The organism is Micromonospora sp. SL1-18, from assembly GCF_047921505.1.
Lineage (GTDB): Bacteria > Actinomycetota > Actinomycetes > Mycobacteriales > Micromonosporaceae > Micromonospora.
The window spans coordinates 53,113-68,043 of sequence record NZ_JBLROA010000002.1 but is presented as its reverse complement, the minus strand read 5'-3'; the positions used below and the strand labels follow the sequence as shown (position 1 = coordinate 68,043).

Genomic DNA, 14,931 nt, shown 5'->3' with positions numbered 1-14,931 from the left:
TCAGGACGCGCCGTCAGCGCGCAGCGGGTAGACGTTGCGGCGGGCGGCGTCCATCAGCGACCCCAGCACCGCGCCGATCTTGTCCGCCGGCATCGGCTTGAAGAAGTGGTAACCCTGGGCGGCGGTGCAGCCCAGCTCTGCCAGGGCGGTCCGCTGCTCGGCGGTCTCCACCCCCTCGGCCACCACCCGCAGCCCCAGCTCGTGGGCGAGCCCGACGGTGGTCCGGACGATCGCCGCCGCCTCCGGCGAGTCGGCCATCCGGATCACGAAGGAGCGGTCGACCTTCAGCTCGTCGACGGCGATCCGGGTCAGGAAGGTCAACGACGAGAACCCGGTCCCGAAATCGTCGACGGCGAGCTGCACCCCCATCGACCGCAGGGTGGCGAGCACCTCGTCGATGACCTCCAGCTCGCTCATCACCACCGTCTCGGTGATCTCCAGGACCAGCCGGCGCGGCGGCACCTGATGCCGGCGCAGCGCCTCGCCGATCTCCGCCGGCAGCCGCGGGTCGAGCAGGCTGCGCGCCGAGAGGTTCACCGAGATCGGCAGGTCCAACCCCGCCCGGGCCCACTCGGCGGCCACCGCCAGCGCCTTGTCCAGCACGTACCGGGTGAAGCAGCCGAGCTGCTCGCTGTTCTCCACCGGGCGGATGAAGTCGGCCGGGCCGAGCCAGCCCCGCCGCGGGTGCCGCCAGCGGATCAGCGCCTCCACCCCGGTCGGGGCGCCGGTGGCCAGGTCCACCGCCGGCTGCAACGCCAGCACCAGCTGGTCGTCGGCCGCCAGGGCCTCCCGCAGCTCCGCGAGCAGCGCCAGGTGGTCGGTGCTCGCCGCGTCCCGGGAACTGTCGTACGCGGCGACGCTGCCGCCGCCCTCCTTCGCCTGGTACATGGCGATGTCCGCGCGGCGCAGCAGCTCGGTCAGGTCGGCGGTGCCCGCCTCGGCGACCACCACCCCGACCGACACCTCGACGGACATCCGTACGCCCGCCACCTCCGTCGGCGCGGCGAGCCGCTCGGTGATCTCCCGGGCCTGCCGCAGCGCGTACGTCAGGGGAGCGGCCCGGTCGTCGACCAGCGGGACCGCGGTCAGCAGCAGGGCGAACTCGTCGCCGCCGAGCCGCCCGAGCAGGTCGCCCGGGCGCGCCAGGGCGGCCAGCCGGTTCCCGGCCAGCCGCAGCAGTTGGTCGCCGGCCGCGTGCCCCAGCGTGTCGTTGACCTCCTTGAACTGGTTGATGTCGAGCAGCAGCAGCGCCACCGGGTGGTCGTGGGCGCGCTGCCGCAGCGCCTGGTCGCCCTTGGTGAGCATGGCCGCCCGGTTGAGCAGCCCGGTGAGCTGGTCGTGCACCGCCTCGTACGACGACCGGGCGGTGACCAGCCGCAGCTCACGGTGGGTCGCGGCGTCGTGCAGGGCGGCGGCCAGGGCGTCACCGAAGGCGGCGACCGCGTCCCGTTCCCGTGTGGACGGCGGGGCGGACCGGGGAAAGTGGACCCGCAACTGGCCGACCTCGACACTCCCCACGGTCAGCGGCCGGATCAGCTCCTGCTCGCTCGGCTCGGTACGCGCCGGCGACGCCACCTCCCGATCACGTACCTGGCCGCCGTTGTCGCCCCGGTAGCGCCGCCACCGGCCGTCGCCCCGGGCGACGTCCACCTCGACCAGCTCGGCGCCGAAGAGGGCGAGTGCCCCGCTCACCGCGGCGATCGCCACGCCCCGCTCGTCGAGCTGGTTGAGCGCGGCGGTGGCCTCGGCGAAGGCCCGCCAGGTGCGCCGCTCCTGGTCGGCCCGGAGCCGGTGCCGGTAGGTCTGCTGGAGCAGCCAGAGCGGCGGCGGGAGGAGCAACAGCCAGCGGACGTCGAGTTCCAGCAGCGTGACCACCACCAGGCCGACGGCCACGTTGCCGACGAACATGAGCAGCTTGCCGCGGAGCGCGGCGAGCAGCGGTAGTCCGATCGGGACGCCGTGCCGCAGCGCCAGCGTGGCGCCGCCGAGCCAGGCGGTGGTGAGCAGGTAGGTCACCGAGCCGGCGATCAGCGCGAGAGCGAGCTCGGGGGTCGGCGCCGCCAGCATCGGCCGGCCGAGCGCGCTCGCGACCGCCGCGGCGAGCGCGGTGGCCGCGGTCAGCGATCCGGTGATCCGGATCAGTTCCAGCGCGGGCCGGCGGTCGGCGAGCAGGGACATCGCGGTCCAGGCGGCCCCGGTGCCGAGCAGGGCCGCGGCCGGCAGCCAGCCGGCCGGCACGAGATAGAGGCAGACGATGAGTGCGGCCTCGCCCCAGGTGATGCTGACCATCCCGGACGCGGTCCGGAAGCGTAGGCGGGCGAGGTGGGCGACGGCGAACGCGGCGACCGCGACACCGAACCGGGCGGAAGCCGGCAGCGGGTCGTCGGGCGGGAGGGAAACCGTGACGGTCAGACCGAGCACGGCGGCCAGCAGGGCGGTGACCCCGACGGCGAAGGTCAGCAGGAGCACTCCGGTCGGCATATTGCGGAGGCCCAGCCGATCGAAGAGTTGGCCGTCCCTGCCGGGGCTCACGGACCCACCCTGTCGGCCGATGGTCCGCGGGCACGGCGGGTGGCCACTGCTGCCACGGACATCGCGACGCCCCCTCCCGCGCACGGCTCGAGGACTTGTGGTCCCCCGGCGGAAGGCTAAGCCAAAGCCGGTGGCCGCAACAGGGGTCGGCCACCGGCTTCCGCGTGATTCACGCGCCGATTACCCGTTCCGGCGCTGCTGGGAGCCGTTGGGAGTGTTCGTGGATGATTCCTGCGGCGCGGTCCCGTCCGCCGGATCGACGACCGTCGCCTCGGCCCGGTCCCCGTCGGCCGGACCGGGCTGCTGCGGGAACCGGTCCGGCAGCCGGCGCAGCCGGGCGTTCATGTTGCGGATCAGCAGGATGGTGGCGGTGGCCAGCAGCACGATGAGGAAGAGGCCCATCGGGCCGGCCAGACCACCCGTGCGCGTGTCACCGAAGTTGTTCTGGGCGAGCACCTGGGCGGTGGTCAGCATGGTGTTCCTCCGATGTGCGGTTGCCGACCAGCGTAGCCCGCCGAGGGGTCAGCGGGCATGGCACGTCTCGCGGACCCCGGCGAAGAGGTCGGACTCCGGAAACGGGCTGTCCACCAGCGAGCGGGCGAGCTGGAAATCCTCGGTCGGCCACGCGCGCTGCTGCAACTCCATCGGCACCTGGAACCAGAAGCCGTCCGGATCGATCTGCGTGGCGTGGGCGCGCAGGGCGTCGTCGCGGACCGGGAAATATTCCGCGCACCCGACCCGGGTGGTGATCCGGGCGCCCTTGTCGGGGCGCTCGTCCCAGCGCTTGATCCAGTCCGGGTACGGCGACTCGAGACCGGCGGCGAGCATGGCCTCGTGCAGGGCCATGATCTTGCCCTTGGAGAAGCCGACGTCGTAGTAGAGCTTCAGCGGCTGCCACGGCTCACCCAGCTCCGGGTGGCGCTCCGGGTCGCCGGCGGCCTCGAAGGCGGCGACGCTCACCTGGTGGGTCATGATGTGGTCCGGGTGCGGGTAGCCGCCCTCCTCGTCGTAGGTGGTGACGACGTGCGGGCGGAACTGCCGCATCAGCCGCACCAGGGGGGCGGCGGCGACCTCCACGTCCTGGAGGGCGAAGCAGCCCTCGGGCAGCGGCGGCAGCGGGTCGCCTTCGGGCAACCCGGAGTCGACGAAGCCGAGCCAGGCCTGCTCAATGCCGAGGATCGCCCGGGCCGCGTCCATCTCGGCGCGGCGGATCTCGCCGATGTTGGCCCAGACGTCCGGCCGGTCCATCTTCGGGTTGAGGACGCTGCCCCGCTCGCCGCCGGTGCAGGTGACGACCAGGACATCCACCCCCTCGGCGATGTATTTCGCCATGGTCGCGGCGCCCTTGCTCGACTCGTCGTCGGGATGGGCGTGCACGGCCATGAGACGCAGCTGTTCTGCCACCTTCGGCGCTCCTCGTCTGTGCCCGCCGGCCGGGCCCGCCCGGGACCAACCGGCTGACCTGCCGGAATCCTCCCCCGCGCCCGCGAAAGCCCCCGTGCCGGCCGGTCGGCGGCGGGGCCGACCTGCCATCCTTGGCTCAGCGCCGGGCTGGGAAGATGGACTCTGCCATTCTTGCCGATGCTGCCGACAACAACGCCAGGAGATACCCGCCGGTGAGCGAGACGCACGCCACAGTCGCACCGGGTGCGCTGGTCTTCCCGCCCGGCCGCTACGGCCGACGACGAGAGCCGGGGCGCCGCCGTCCTGCCCTGCGGGCGCTGCTGGCGGCCGTCCTGCTGGCGGTCCTGGGCCTGGCGGCCGCGAAGCTCTACACCCAGTACGGCGACCCGGAATACCGGGCCGACGTGATCACCTACACCGGCATCACCGACTCCCGGGTGGTGGTCGACTTCCGAGTCACCGTGCCGCCTGGCGGCTCGGCGACCTGCCTACTACGGGCCCGCTCCCACGACGGCGCCGAGGTGGGCCACGCCGAGGTCACGGTGACCGCCGGCGCCGGCGAGCGGCAAGTCACCGCCCGGCGTGAGGTGCCCACCACCGCCCGCCCGTTCATCGGCGAGGTGCTGCGCTGCCGGCCGGCTGCCTGAGCGCGACCGCGTGTGAGCTGCGGGAACGGGTATCCGGGGTGCTGCCGCCGGCCCCCGGTTGATCGAGCACACCCGGAGGTGCCCCGCACTGGTAGCTTAGTAGTTTCACCTGTCAGCCAGTCCGCCCGACCGAGGAGATCGCCTGTGTCCACCAATGACCACGAGGCGCCCGCCACCTGGCTGTCCCAGGACGCATACGACCGCCTGCAGGCCGAGCTCGACGAGTTGATCGCCAACCGGCCGGTCATCGCCGCCGAGATCAACGCTCGGCGCGAGGAGGGCGACCTGCGGGAGAACGGTGGCTACCACGCCGCCCGCGAGGAGCAGGGCAAGGCGGAGGGCCGGATCCTCTACCTGAAGGAACTGCTCCGCACGGCCAAGGTCGGCGAGGCGCCGACCGTCGACGCGGTGGCGCCCGGCATGGTCGTCACGATCTACTTCGACGACGACGCCGACGACACGGAGACCTTCCTGCTCGGCTCCCGGGAGATCGCCTCCACCACCGACCTGACCGTCTACAGCCCCGAGTCCGCCCTCGGCACGGCGATCCTGGGCGGCAAGGCCGGCCAGGCCTACACCTACACGGCGCCCAGCGGCGCCGACATCAAGGTGACGGTCGTCAAGTTCGAGCCGTTCTCCGGCTGACCCGAGGCACGGCCCGCCCTCCCTCATCACGTGTCGCGGGAAAATGGTGCCAACCGTCACAAACTTTTCTTCGCAGGTAATGGCAGCTAGGGTGCCACGGGTACCGACCCGCAATCACCTGGGGAGTCTCCGTGACGACACCATGGGCGGGCCGTCGCCTGCCGACGCTTGAGGAGCGCTTCTCCTCACGACACAACGCCCTCGGACTGATCCGCCTGGTGCTGGCCTCCGCCGTCGTCGTCGGTCACGCGTGGCCACTCGGCTTGGGCCTCGACCAGCCCGGCCGGGGCGGCACGGGAGGCCAGACCGACCTCGGGAACCTGGCGGTCTTCGGATTCTTCGTGCTCTCCGGCTTCCTCATCACCGGCAGCGGCCTGCGGTTCACCGCCGGTCGCTACACGTGGCACCGTATCCTGCGTATCTTCCCCGGGCTCTGGGTCTGCCTCCTGGTGACCGCACTGGTGATCGCACCGGTCGTCGCGCTCTACGAGAGAGGCAGCCTCGACGGTTTCTGGCACCATCCGCTCGGACCGTTCGACTACATCACGAGCAACTGGTTCGCCGCGATGACCCAGTACCGGATCTCCAACCTGCTCACCGAGGGGCCGTACGGCCAGTCGTTCGGCGGCAGTCCCACCGCCTTCGACGGCTCGCTGTGGAGTCTCAAGTACGAGCTGATGTGCTACGCGCTGGTCGCCGCCCTGATGGTCACCGCGGTGCTGCGCAAGGCTCCCCGGGCGGTGCTGCTGCTCGCCGCGGTCTGCTACGCCTTCATGCTCGCCGACCTGCTCCACGCGAAGGAGTGGACCATCGAGCCGCCGGGGCGGGGGACGATCGGGCCACTCCCCCTGCTCGGCACGTTCCAGATCCGTCACGTGATCTATCTCGGCTTCGCGTTCCTGCTCGGGGCGGCGGCCCGGCTGTACCGCCACCGCCTCCCGATGCACGGGGCAGTGGCCGCGGCGGCCGGCGTCGTCATGGCGCTCACCCTGTGGCATGGCGGCTTCCACACCATCGGGCTGCCCGCGTTCGTCTACCTCCTGCTCTACCTGGCCGTCGCGCTCCCGGGCCGGCTGCAGAACGTCGGCCGCAAGCGCGACTACTCGTACGGCATCTACATCTACGGCTGGCCGGCGCAGCAACTGATCGCGCTGGTGGGCGGCACCCGCTACGGGATGCCCGTCTACGTGCTGTTGTCGCTGCTCGGCACGCTGGTGTTGGCGGTGCCCTCCTGGCACCTGGTGGAGCGCCCCGCGATGAGCCTCAAGGACCGCACCCTTCCGGTACCCGGTTGGCTGCGGCGGTGGCGCGACGGGCGCGAGCAGGCGGCCAGCGCCCGCGAGGAGCGTGCACCGCTCAGGCCGTTGCCGGCTCCGGGATCCCAACAACCCGCGCCCGCACCGCACTTGGAAAGGGAACTGGCCGACGCTCCGCACAGCGGCGGCTGATCCGCTTCCGGCAGAAGAGGGCACCAACGGGCTCCCGGCCACTCCGGCCAGGAGCCCGTTGCCGTCGTGGTGGCCTGTCTCGTCGCGAGCCGGCGGCCCGGTGACCGGTCACCCCTCGCCGGCGAACACCACCTGGTAGCCGCTGGCCCGCAGGGCGCTGATCAGCGTGTCCGAGTGCTCCACGCCGCGCGTCTCCACCGACAGCGCCACCTCCACCTCACCGAGGCTCAGGCGCGGGTTGGCCCGCTGGTGTTCCACGTCGACCACGTTGGCCCGGTGCTCGGCGATCTCGTGCAGCAACGAGGCGAGCTGACCCGGCCGGTCCGAGCACCGCACGGTGACCCGCAGGTAGCGGCCGGCCGCCGCGAGACCGTGCTCGATCACCCGGAGCATGAGCAGCGGGTCGATGTTCCCGCCGGAGAGCACGGCCACCACCGGCGCCTGCACCTCGACCGCCCCGGCCAGCAGCGCGGCCACCCCGACCGCACCGGCCGGCTCCACCACCTGCTTGCCGCGCTCCAGCAGCATCAGCAGCGCCCGGGAGATGTCCTCCTCCGACACGGTGACGATCTCGTCGACCAGCTTGCGGACGTGGGTGAAGGTCAGCTCGCCGGGACGGCCCACGGCGATGCCGTCGGCGATGGTCGAGAACGACGGCAGGCGTACCGGCGCGCCGGCCATGAGCGAGGGCGGGAAGGCGGCGGCGCTCGCGGCCTGCACTCCGATCACTCGTACGTCGGGACGCAGCGCCTTGGCCGCCACCGCCATGCCGGAGATCAGGCCACCGCCGCCCACCCCGGTGATGATGGTCTTCACGTCCGGACACTGTTCGAGGATCTCCAACGCCACCGTGCCCTGGCCGGCGATGACGTCCGGGTGGTCGAACGGGTGGATGAACACCGCCCCGGTCCGCTCGGCGAAGGTCTGCGCCGCGACCAGCGACTCGTCCACGGTGTTGCCGACCAGCTCGATGGTGGCGCCGTACCCCTTGGTGGCGGCCACCTTCGGTAGCGGCGCGTTGACCGGCATGAAGACCGTGGCGTGGGTGCCGACCAGGCCGGCGGCGAGGGCCACCCCCTGCGCGTGGTTGCCGGCGCTCGCCGCGACCACGCCGCGTTCCCGCTCCTCGGCCGAGAGCCGGGAGATCCGCACGTACGCCCCGCGCACCTTGTACGACCCGGCGCGTTGCACGTTCTCGCATTTCAGCCACGCCGGCCCGCCCAGCACGGCGCTGAGCGGCCGGGAGGGTTCCAGCGGGGTGGTGCGGGTGACGCCGGCGAGCAGTTCCCGCGCGGCTCGTACGTCGGCGAGACCGACCAGTTCCGTCATGCCCCGATCGTGCCATCCGCCCCCGGCGGCACCTGCGGCGACGCCACCGTCGCGCCGGCCGCCACCTGCGGCGAAGCCGTGCCCGGGTGCGTGGGTGCGCACCCGGGCAGACGATCATGCGTGGGCCGGCGACCCCGTTCCGACCCGCGGATAGCCGGGGGCGTGCCGCTGCCAGGGAGCCTGCAACTCGAACTGGCCGGCGACGCCGAGCAGCAGCAGCTCGGAGCCGGGCGGGCCGACGAACTGCACGGCGACCGGCAGGCCGTCCGGGCGTCGGCCGACCGGCACGACGATCGCCGGCAGCCCGGCGATGTTCCACGGGGCAGCGTACGGGGCGTACCGGATGTTGGCCTTCATGTTCGCCAGCCAGGACCGGCCGGACCAGTCGACGGCCTCCGGCGGCGGCCCGGCCAGCGCCGGGGTGAGCAGCAGGTCGATCGAGTGGTCGGCGAAGAAGGCCACCGACCGCTCGCGCCAGGCGCGCCGGTCGGCCTCCCGGACATACCCCCGGCGCTGTGCCCACTCGCCGAGCACGACGTGCCGGCGGCTACGCCGCTGGAGCCCGCTCCGCTGGAGCCCGGCGGCCTGCGCGTCGGCGGCGGCCGCGGCGAACCAGGTGGCGAGCCCCTTGAGGCCCAGCGAGGTCGGATAGACCGGGTCGGCGGGCACGGTGTCATGCCCGGCGGCGGCCAGCAGCCGACCGGCGGCGGTCACCGCGTCCCGGTTGGGCGCGTCCGGCGCGACGCCGAGCACCGGCGAGCGCAGCGATACGCCGACCCGCAGCCGCGACGGCTGCTCCAGCTTGTCGGGGCGCCGCCCGGCCAGCACCGAGAAGCCGACCACCGCGTCGGCCACCGTGCCGGTGAGCACGCCGTGTTCGGCGAGGCCGAACCAGTCGTCCGCGCCGAGCTGGTAGGGGATCACCCCCCGGCCGGGCTTGAGTCCGACCAGGCCGCAGCAGGCCGCCGGGATGCGGATCGAGCCGAGGCCGTCGTTGCAGTGCGCCATCGGCACCAGCCCGGCGGCCACCGCGGCGGCCGCGCCGCCCGACGAGCCGCCGGGGGTACGGGACAGGTCCCAGGGGTTGCGGGTGACGGCCGTCTCGTCGTCGGTTACCGCCCAGAGGCCGAGCTCCGGCATCCGGGTCACCCCGAGGATCACCGCGCCCGCGCCGCGCAGCCGCCGGACCACCTCGTGGTCGGCCTCGGCCACCGGCGTACGCACGGCGGCGGAGCCGTTCCAGGTGGGCAGCCCGGCCACGGGAGTGTTCTCCTTGACCGCGACCGGCACCCCGGCGAGGGGAAGGTTGGCCAGGTCCTCCTGCTCGTCGACCTTCTCCGCCTCGGTGATCGCCGCCCCGCCGCGTACCGTGCGGAACGCGGCGAGTTCGACGTCCGCGTGGGCGATGTGGTCCAGGTGGTCGGCCACCACCTGGGTGGCCGAGACGTCACCCCGGCGTACGCCCCGGGCGATCTGTTTGGCGGTCGCCCCCACCCAGGTCGTCGGCATGATGTCCGGCACGGCCATCCTCCCCAGCCAGCGGTCAGCCCAGCGCCTGCTCCAGATCGGCGAGCAGGTCGTCGACCGTCTCGATGCCGACAGACAGTCGCACGAGATCGCCGGGAACTTCAAGCGGCGAGCCGGCGGCACTTGCGTGTGTCATCCGTCCCGGGTGCTCGATGAGGGACTCGACGCCACCGAGGGACTCGGCGAGCACGAAAAGCTTCGCCCGGTTGCAGATCTCCACGGCGTGCTCCTCGCCGCCGGCCGCACGGAAGGAGATCATGCCGCCGAATCGACGCATCTGCTTGGCGGCCACCTCGTACCCGGGGTGCGAGGGCAGGCCGGGGTAGAGGACCTCGGCGACCTTCGCGTGACCGTCCAGGTAGGCCGCGATCCGCTCGGCGTTGTCGCAGTGCCGGTCCATCCGTACGCCGAGGGTTTTGATGCCGCGCAGGGTGAGCCAGGCGTCGAACGGCCCGTTGACCGCGCCCATGGCGTTCTGGTGGTAGCGCAGCTGGTCGCCCAGCCCGCCGTCGGCGACGACCAGGGCGCCGCCGACCACGTCGGAGTGTCCACCGATGTACTTGGTGGTGGAGTGGACCACCACGTCGGCGCCGTGCGCGATCGGCTGCTGCAGGTACGGCGAGGCGAAGGTGTTGTCGACCACCAGCAGCGCGTCCGCGTCGTGCGCGACGGCGGCCAGAGCGGCGATGTCGGCGATGCCGAGCAGCGGGTTGGTCGGCGTCTCCACCCAGACGATCTTCGTGCTGCCGGGGCGGATCGCGGCCCGCACCGCGTCCGGGTCGGAGACCTTCGCCGGCGTGTAGTCCAGGCCCCACCGCTCAGCGACCTTGGCGAACAGCCGGTAGGTGCCGCCGTACGCGTCGTCCGGGATGACCACGTGGTCGCCGGGCCTGCAGACGGTACGCAGCAGGGTGTCCTCGGCGGCCAGGCCGCTGGCGAAGGTCAACCCCACCGGCCCGCCCTCCAGCGCGGCCAGGCACTCCTGAAGCGCGTCGCGGGTGGGGTTGCCGGAGCGGCTGTACTCGTAGCCCTGTCGGGGTGCTCCGACGGCGTCCTGGGCGTAGGTGCTGGTCTGGTAGATCGGTGGGATCACCGCGCCGGTACGGGTTTCCGGGTCCTGGCCGGCGTGGATGGCGAGCGTCTCGAAGCCGTGACTCATTCCCGAGACGTTAGTCCGCCTGCTCGTCCCCGCGGGGTTGAACCCAGCGCGGGTCGCACCCGGCATCGTGTCGTACCGCTGGGCCATACTGCCCGGGTGACCTCGACCGTTTCGCTGCCGTCCCGTCTGATCGGCGTGGCCGACCGGATCCCGGCCTCGCTGTCGCTGCTGGCCGGCCCAGATCATGGCCGCATGAGTCTGCCACTGCGCCTCGCCTGGTCGGGGCCGAGCGACTTCGACATCAGCAACCCAGACGAACGCCTGACGCTCTACTGCCTCCTGCTCGACTGCGGGCAACGCGGGGATGTCGTCCGGTACGTCAACGCCACGCTGCTGCGGCGGGACTGGCCCCGAATCAGACGCCTGACGGCTCGCCGAGTGGTCGCCCTCTGGGAGCGCCGCCTGCCCGACCTGGCCGCCGCCTGAATGGACGCGTTGCATCGCCGGCTCCTCGAGATCGGGTTCGCCGCAGGCGACGATCTCGGGCTGGTGCTCGCCGGCGGATACGCCATGTGCGCCCACGAGCTGGTGAACCGACCGTCGCACGACATTGACTTCGCCACAGCGACCGCGATGCCACTCGCCATGGTGGTTCAGCGGCTCTCCGACGCCTACGTCCGTGCCGGATTCTCCGCCCAGGTGATCGAGGCCACTCCGCGGATGGCTCGGATGCTCGTCTCGGACGGCGCGGCGTCCTGCGAGGTCGATCTTCTCAAGGAGGCACTTGGGCCGCCCGCCCGCATGAGCATCGGTCCGGTCCTGGCCTTCGAGGACGCGGTCGGGCTCAAGGTGCGCGCCCTTCCGCTTCTACGGCCTGAGTTGGTCAGGCGTCGACGAGCTGCGGAGCTGGGCCCTGCGATGGGAGTCGGACATCAGGCGCCGGCTGGCGAGCGGCGAGACCGGGCCCGCCGGGGTGCCGGATGACGAATGGGAGGCGTACCTCGACCCGGCCTGACCCGGCCCTTGGTGTCGAGCAGCGCCTGTGATCCGGAATAGCCTGGCCCGGTGAGCGGGTGCGTGTTCTGCGGGATCGTGGCGGGCAAGGTGCCCGCGTTCGTCGTCGCCGACGAGCCGGACGGCGTGGCCTTCCTGGACACCCGGCCGGTCTTCAAGGGGCACGTGCTGGTGGTGCCGCGCACCCACGTGGACACCCTCGACACGCTGCCGGCCGAGCTGCTGCCCGGCTACTTCCGGCTGGTGCAGCGGCTCATTGTGGCGGTGGAGAGCGGTCTGGGGGCCGGTGGGACGTTCGTCGCGGTGAACAACAAGGTGTCCCAGTCGGTGCCGCACCTGCACACCCACGTGGTGCCCCGGACGAAGGGCGACGGACTGCGTGGCTTCTTCTGGCCACGGACCCGCTACGCGGACGACGCCGAGGCCGAGGATGTCGCCCGCCGGATCGCCGCCGCCCTGGCCTGAGCCGGGCACGGGCGGGTAAGAAAGCGGGGACCGGCGGTGTTGCACGCTGGGAGAGGCAAGAGAGGAGTCCCATCGTGTTCCTTCGCCGCATGAAGCCCGAGCTGCCCACCCCCGACCAGGCCCTGCCGGGCCGGTCGGTCGCGATGCCGATCTCCGACCGGCACGAGGTGTTGCCCTCCTCGCTGAAAGGCCCGTTCCCGGAGGGCTCGCAGGTCGCCGTCTTTGGGATGGGCTGTTTCTGGGGCGCTGAGCGGCTGTTCTGGACCCTCCCCGGCGTGATCACCACCTCGGTCGGCTACGCGGGTGGCATCACCCCGAACCCGACATACGAGGAGGTCTGCTCGGGGATGACCGGGCACGCCGAGGTGGTCCAGGTGGTCTACGACCCCACCCGGATCAGCTACGAGGACCTGCTCAAGGTCTTCTGGGAGAACCACGACCCGACGCAGGGCATGCGCCAGGGCAACGACGCCGGTACGCAGTACCGGTCGGCGATCTACGCCACCAACGACGAGCAGCTCGCCACCGCGCAGTCGTCGCGGGACGCGTTCGCGCCGATCGTGGCGCGGGCCGGCAAGGGCGAGATCACCACGGAGATCGCCCGGCTCGTTGACTACTACTTCGCCGAGGACTATCACCAGCAGTACCTGGCACCGACCAAGAACCCGAACGGGTACTGCACCCACGGCCCGACCGGGCTGAGCTGCCCGGTCGGCGTGGCCCGCACCGCGGGCTGACCTGTCCCGACGTGCCACCGGCCGCCGCGCACTGGCGGCCGGTTGGCGGTCGGTGCGGCAGCGACCGCCGCGCACGGCGCAATGAGCCGCCGTTCCAACATTGTGGCATTCGTCACAGGCGGGAGCCTGGCGAATCACCCCAGACCGGCAACATCGACGCAGAAGCCAACTGAGAGTGTGACGTTCAGCAACCGCCATCGGGAGCAGGATGCGCAGGCGCGCATTTTAGCAACACGCCACCCAATCGTCATCAGCTCAACCGGCGGATAGAAGCGTCATCTGGCAGCATGGACCGGCATGTGCGGACTGGCTGGGGAGTTCCGCCGTGACGGCTCACGCGCCGATGTGGCAGCGGTCGAGCGCATGGCGGCCACGATGAGTGACCGAGGGCCCGACGGCGGTGGAGCCTGGGCCCAGGGGCCGACGGCCCTGGGGCACCGCCGCCTGAAGATCATTGACCTCTCCGCAGCGAGCGGCCAGCCACTGGTCGATTCCGCCGCCGGGCTCACCGGCGTCTTCAACGGCTGCATCTACAACTACCGCGAGCTACGCGAGGAACTCCGCGCCAGAGGGCACCGCTTCTTCTCCTCTGGAGACAGCGAGGTCGTGGTCAAGGCGTACGCCGAGTGGGGGCTGGACTTCGTCGACCACCTGACCGGCATGTTCGCGGTGGCGATCAGCGAACGCGACAGCGGCCGGCTGGTGCTGGCCCGCGACCGGCTCGGCGTCAAGCCGCTCTACCTGGCCGAGACGCCGGGCGTGGTCCGTTTCGCCAGCACGCTGCCCGCGCTGCTGGCTGGCGGTGGCATCGACACGTCGATCGACCCGGTGGCGCTCGCCCACTACCTGAGCTTCCACAGCATCGTGCCGCCGCCGCGGACCATCCTGCGCGGCGTCACCAAACTTCCCCCGGCCACCGTCCGGGTGTACGAGGCGGACGGCTCGACCCACGAGCGGGTCTACTGGGAACCGGCCTTCAGCCGGGTCGCCGAGCGGGCCGACTGGACCGAGCGGGACTGGCAGGACGCGCTGCTGGAATCGCTGGCCACCGCCGTACGCCGCCGGATGGTGGCCGACGTGCCGGTCGGCGTGCTGCTCTCCGGCGGGCTGGACTCCAGCCTGGTCGTCGCGCTGCTCGCCGGCGAGGGACAGTCGGGCCTCGCCACGTTCTCCATCGGCTTCGACGCGGTCGGCGGCCGGGCGGGCGACGAGTTCGTCTACTCCGACCTGGTCGCGAAGACCTTCGGCACCGACCACCACCGGATCAGGGTGCCCACCGGCAATCTGCTGCCGCCGCTGGAGGCCGCCGTCGAGGCGATGAGCGAGCCGATGGTCAGCCACGACTGTGTGGCGTTCTGGCTGCTCAGCCAGGAGGTCGTCCGGCACGTCAAGGTGGTCCAGTCCGGCCAGGGCGCGGACGAGATCCTGGGCGGCTACCACTGGTACCCACCGCTGGCCAAAGTCGACCGGGAGCGCGCGCTCGAGACGTACGCGGAAGCCTTCTTCGACCGCGACGCGGCCGGCCTGGCCCGGGTGCTCAACCCGGCGTGGCTGGCCGACGGCGACCCGGCGCGGGACTTCGTCGCCGCGCACCTGGCCCGGCCCGGGGCCCAGACCGCGGTCGACGCCGGCCTGCGGCTCGACACCCAGATCATGCTGACCGACGACCCGGTGAAGCGGGTGGACAACATGACCATGGCGCACGGGCTGGAGGCCCGGGTGCCGTTCCTCGACCACGAGTTCGTGGAGCTGGCCGCGAGCTGCCCGCCGGAACTCAAGCTGGCCCAGGGCGGCAAGGGCGTGCTCAAGGAGATCGGCCGACGGTTCCTACCCCACGAGGTCATCGACCGGCCGAAGGGCTACTTCCCGGTGCCGGGCCTCACCCACCTGGAGGGCAAGCTCCTCGACCGGGTACGCGACGCCCTCACCGCGCCCGAGGCCCGCCGCCGCGACCTGTTCCGCGCCGAGTACGTCGACGCGCTGCTCGCCGACCCGAACGCCGAACTGACCCCCTTGAACGGAAACAAGCTGTGGCAACTCGGACTCCTGGAAATGTGGCTGCAGAGCCACGGAATCGACTGACC

Annotated in this window: 14 protein-coding genes; 8 read left to right on the top strand and 6 right to left on the bottom strand. The window is 72.0% G+C overall.

The annotated features are described in order from the left end of the window. The 3 genes from ACNAW0_RS01335 to mca all read right to left on the bottom strand — a co-directional run bounded on the left by ACNAW0_RS01335 (nucleotide 1) and on the right by mca (nucleotide 3,936). Nucleotides 1–2,481 (bottom strand): putative bifunctional diguanylate cyclase/phosphodiesterase, encoded by a 2,481-nt coding sequence (locus tag ACNAW0_RS01335; protein ID WP_416285861.1) that lies wholly within the window; start codon nucleotides 2,479–2,481, stop codon nucleotides 1–3. A gap of 231 nt (nucleotides 2,482–2,712) precedes the next feature. Next, nucleotides 2,713–3,006 carry a hypothetical protein gene (locus tag ACNAW0_RS01330; RefSeq protein WP_416285780.1) on the bottom strand — a complete coding sequence of 98 codons (294 nt, stop codon included), beginning with the start codon at nucleotides 3,004–3,006 and terminating at the stop codon, nucleotides 2,713–2,715. Nucleotides 3,007–3,054: 48 nt separating this feature from the next. Beyond that, nucleotides 3,055–3,936 (bottom strand): mycothiol conjugate amidase Mca, encoded by an 882-nt coding sequence (gene mca, locus ACNAW0_RS01325; RefSeq protein ID WP_416285779.1) that lies wholly within the window; start codon nucleotides 3,934–3,936, stop codon nucleotides 3,055–3,057. A 212-nt stretch (nucleotides 3,937–4,148) separates the two neighbouring features. On the opposite strand from mca, the gene ACNAW0_RS01320 reads away from it, so the two are divergent. The 3 genes from ACNAW0_RS01320 to ACNAW0_RS01310 all read left to right on the top strand — a co-directional run bounded on the left by ACNAW0_RS01320 (nucleotide 4,149) and on the right by ACNAW0_RS01310 (nucleotide 6,676). Further along, on the top strand, nucleotides 4,149–4,583 hold the full coding sequence (locus tag ACNAW0_RS01320) for a DUF4307 domain-containing protein (protein WP_416285778.1): 435 nt from the start codon (nucleotides 4,149–4,151) through the stop codon (nucleotides 4,581–4,583). A gap of 144 nt (nucleotides 4,584–4,727) precedes the next feature. After that, complete coding sequence (greA, locus tag ACNAW0_RS01315) at nucleotides 4,728–5,228, top strand: transcription elongation factor GreA (protein WP_416285777.1); 501 nt, start codon at nucleotides 4,728–4,730, stop codon at nucleotides 5,226–5,228. A 131-nt stretch (nucleotides 5,229–5,359) separates the two neighbouring features. Further along, entirely contained in the window at nucleotides 5,360–6,676 is a 1,317-nt protein-coding gene (locus ACNAW0_RS01310; RefSeq protein WP_416285776.1) for an acyltransferase family protein, read from the top strand. Between the two features lie 108 nt (nucleotides 6,677–6,784). Here ACNAW0_RS01310 and ilvA read toward each other — a convergent pair whose 3' ends face one another. The 3 genes from ilvA to ACNAW0_RS01295 form a co-directional block, all read right to left on the bottom strand. Further along, entirely contained in the window at nucleotides 6,785–8,005 is a 1,221-nt protein-coding gene (gene ilvA, locus ACNAW0_RS01305; protein ID WP_416285775.1) for a threonine ammonia-lyase, read from the bottom strand. Between the two features lie 114 nt (nucleotides 8,006–8,119). Next, the gene (locus tag ACNAW0_RS01300; protein ID WP_416285774.1) at nucleotides 8,120–9,532 is read right to left on the bottom strand and encodes an amidase; all 1,413 of its coding nucleotides are present in this window, start codon (nucleotides 9,530–9,532) and stop codon (nucleotides 8,120–8,122) included. 16 nt (nucleotides 9,533–9,548) lie between these two features. Then, nucleotides 9,549–10,691: a cystathionine gamma-synthase gene (locus tag ACNAW0_RS01295; RefSeq protein ID WP_416285773.1), complete on the bottom strand. Its 1,143-nt coding sequence runs from the start codon at nucleotides 10,689–10,691 to the stop codon at nucleotides 9,549–9,551. 96 nt (nucleotides 10,692–10,787) lie between these two features. Here ACNAW0_RS01295 and ACNAW0_RS01290 point away from each other — a divergent pair, with 96 nt between their 5' ends. The 5 genes from ACNAW0_RS01290 to ACNAW0_RS01270 all read left to right on the top strand — a co-directional run bounded on the left by ACNAW0_RS01290 (nucleotide 10,788) and on the right by ACNAW0_RS01270 (nucleotide 14,929). Continuing rightward, a complete protein-coding gene (locus ACNAW0_RS01290) occupies nucleotides 10,788–11,117 on the top strand; it encodes a hypothetical protein (RefSeq protein ID WP_416285772.1) in 330 nt (109 codons plus the stop codon). After that, nucleotides 11,118–11,615, top strand: a complete 498-nt coding sequence (locus tag ACNAW0_RS01285) for a hypothetical protein (RefSeq protein WP_416285771.1) — start codon at nucleotides 11,118–11,120, stop codon at nucleotides 11,613–11,615. Between the two features lie 81 nt (nucleotides 11,616–11,696). Beyond that, nucleotides 11,697–12,110, top strand: coding sequence for an HIT family protein (locus ACNAW0_RS01280; RefSeq protein ID WP_416285770.1), 414 nt, complete (start codon nucleotides 11,697–11,699; stop codon nucleotides 12,108–12,110). A 74-nt stretch (nucleotides 12,111–12,184) separates the two neighbouring features. Beyond that, nucleotides 12,185–12,847 (top strand): peptide-methionine (S)-S-oxide reductase MsrA, encoded by a 663-nt coding sequence (gene msrA / locus ACNAW0_RS01275; RefSeq protein ID WP_416285769.1) that lies wholly within the window; start codon nucleotides 12,185–12,187, stop codon nucleotides 12,845–12,847. Nucleotides 12,848–13,144: 297 nt separating this feature from the next. Beyond that, nucleotides 13,145–14,929, top strand: coding sequence for an N-acetylglutaminylglutamine amidotransferase (locus ACNAW0_RS01270; protein ID WP_416285768.1), 1,785 nt, complete (start codon nucleotides 13,145–13,147; stop codon nucleotides 14,927–14,929). Nucleotides 14,930–14,931 lie beyond the last annotated feature (2 nt).

What these genes read in the sequence shown, in the direction of transcription:
- ACNAW0_RS01285 (WP_416285771.1), top strand. Translation starts at nt 11,118, where the DNA reads ATGGACGCGTTGCATCGCCGGCTCCTCGAGATCGGGTTCGCCGCAGGC.
- ACNAW0_RS01335 (WP_416285861.1), bottom strand. Translation starts at nt 2,481, where the DNA reads ATGCCGACCGGAGTGCTCCTGCTGACCTTCGCCGTCGGGGTCACCGCC.
- ACNAW0_RS01330 (WP_416285780.1), bottom strand. Translation starts at nt 3,006, where the DNA reads ATGCTGACCACCGCCCAGGTGCTCGCCCAGAACAACTTCGGTGACACG.
- ACNAW0_RS01270 (WP_416285768.1), top strand. Translation starts at nt 13,145, where the DNA reads ATGTGCGGACTGGCTGGGGAGTTCCGCCGTGACGGCTCACGCGCCGAT.
- ACNAW0_RS01295 (WP_416285773.1), bottom strand. Translation starts at nt 10,691, where the DNA reads ATGAGTCACGGCTTCGAGACGCTCGCCATCCACGCCGGCCAGGACCCG.
- ilvA (WP_416285775.1), bottom strand. Translation starts at nt 8,005, where the DNA reads ATGACGGAACTGGTCGGTCTCGCCGACGTACGAGCCGCGCGGGAACTG.
- ACNAW0_RS01300 (WP_416285774.1), bottom strand. Translation starts at nt 9,532, where the DNA reads ATGGCCGTGCCGGACATCATGCCGACGACCTGGGTGGGGGCGACCGCC.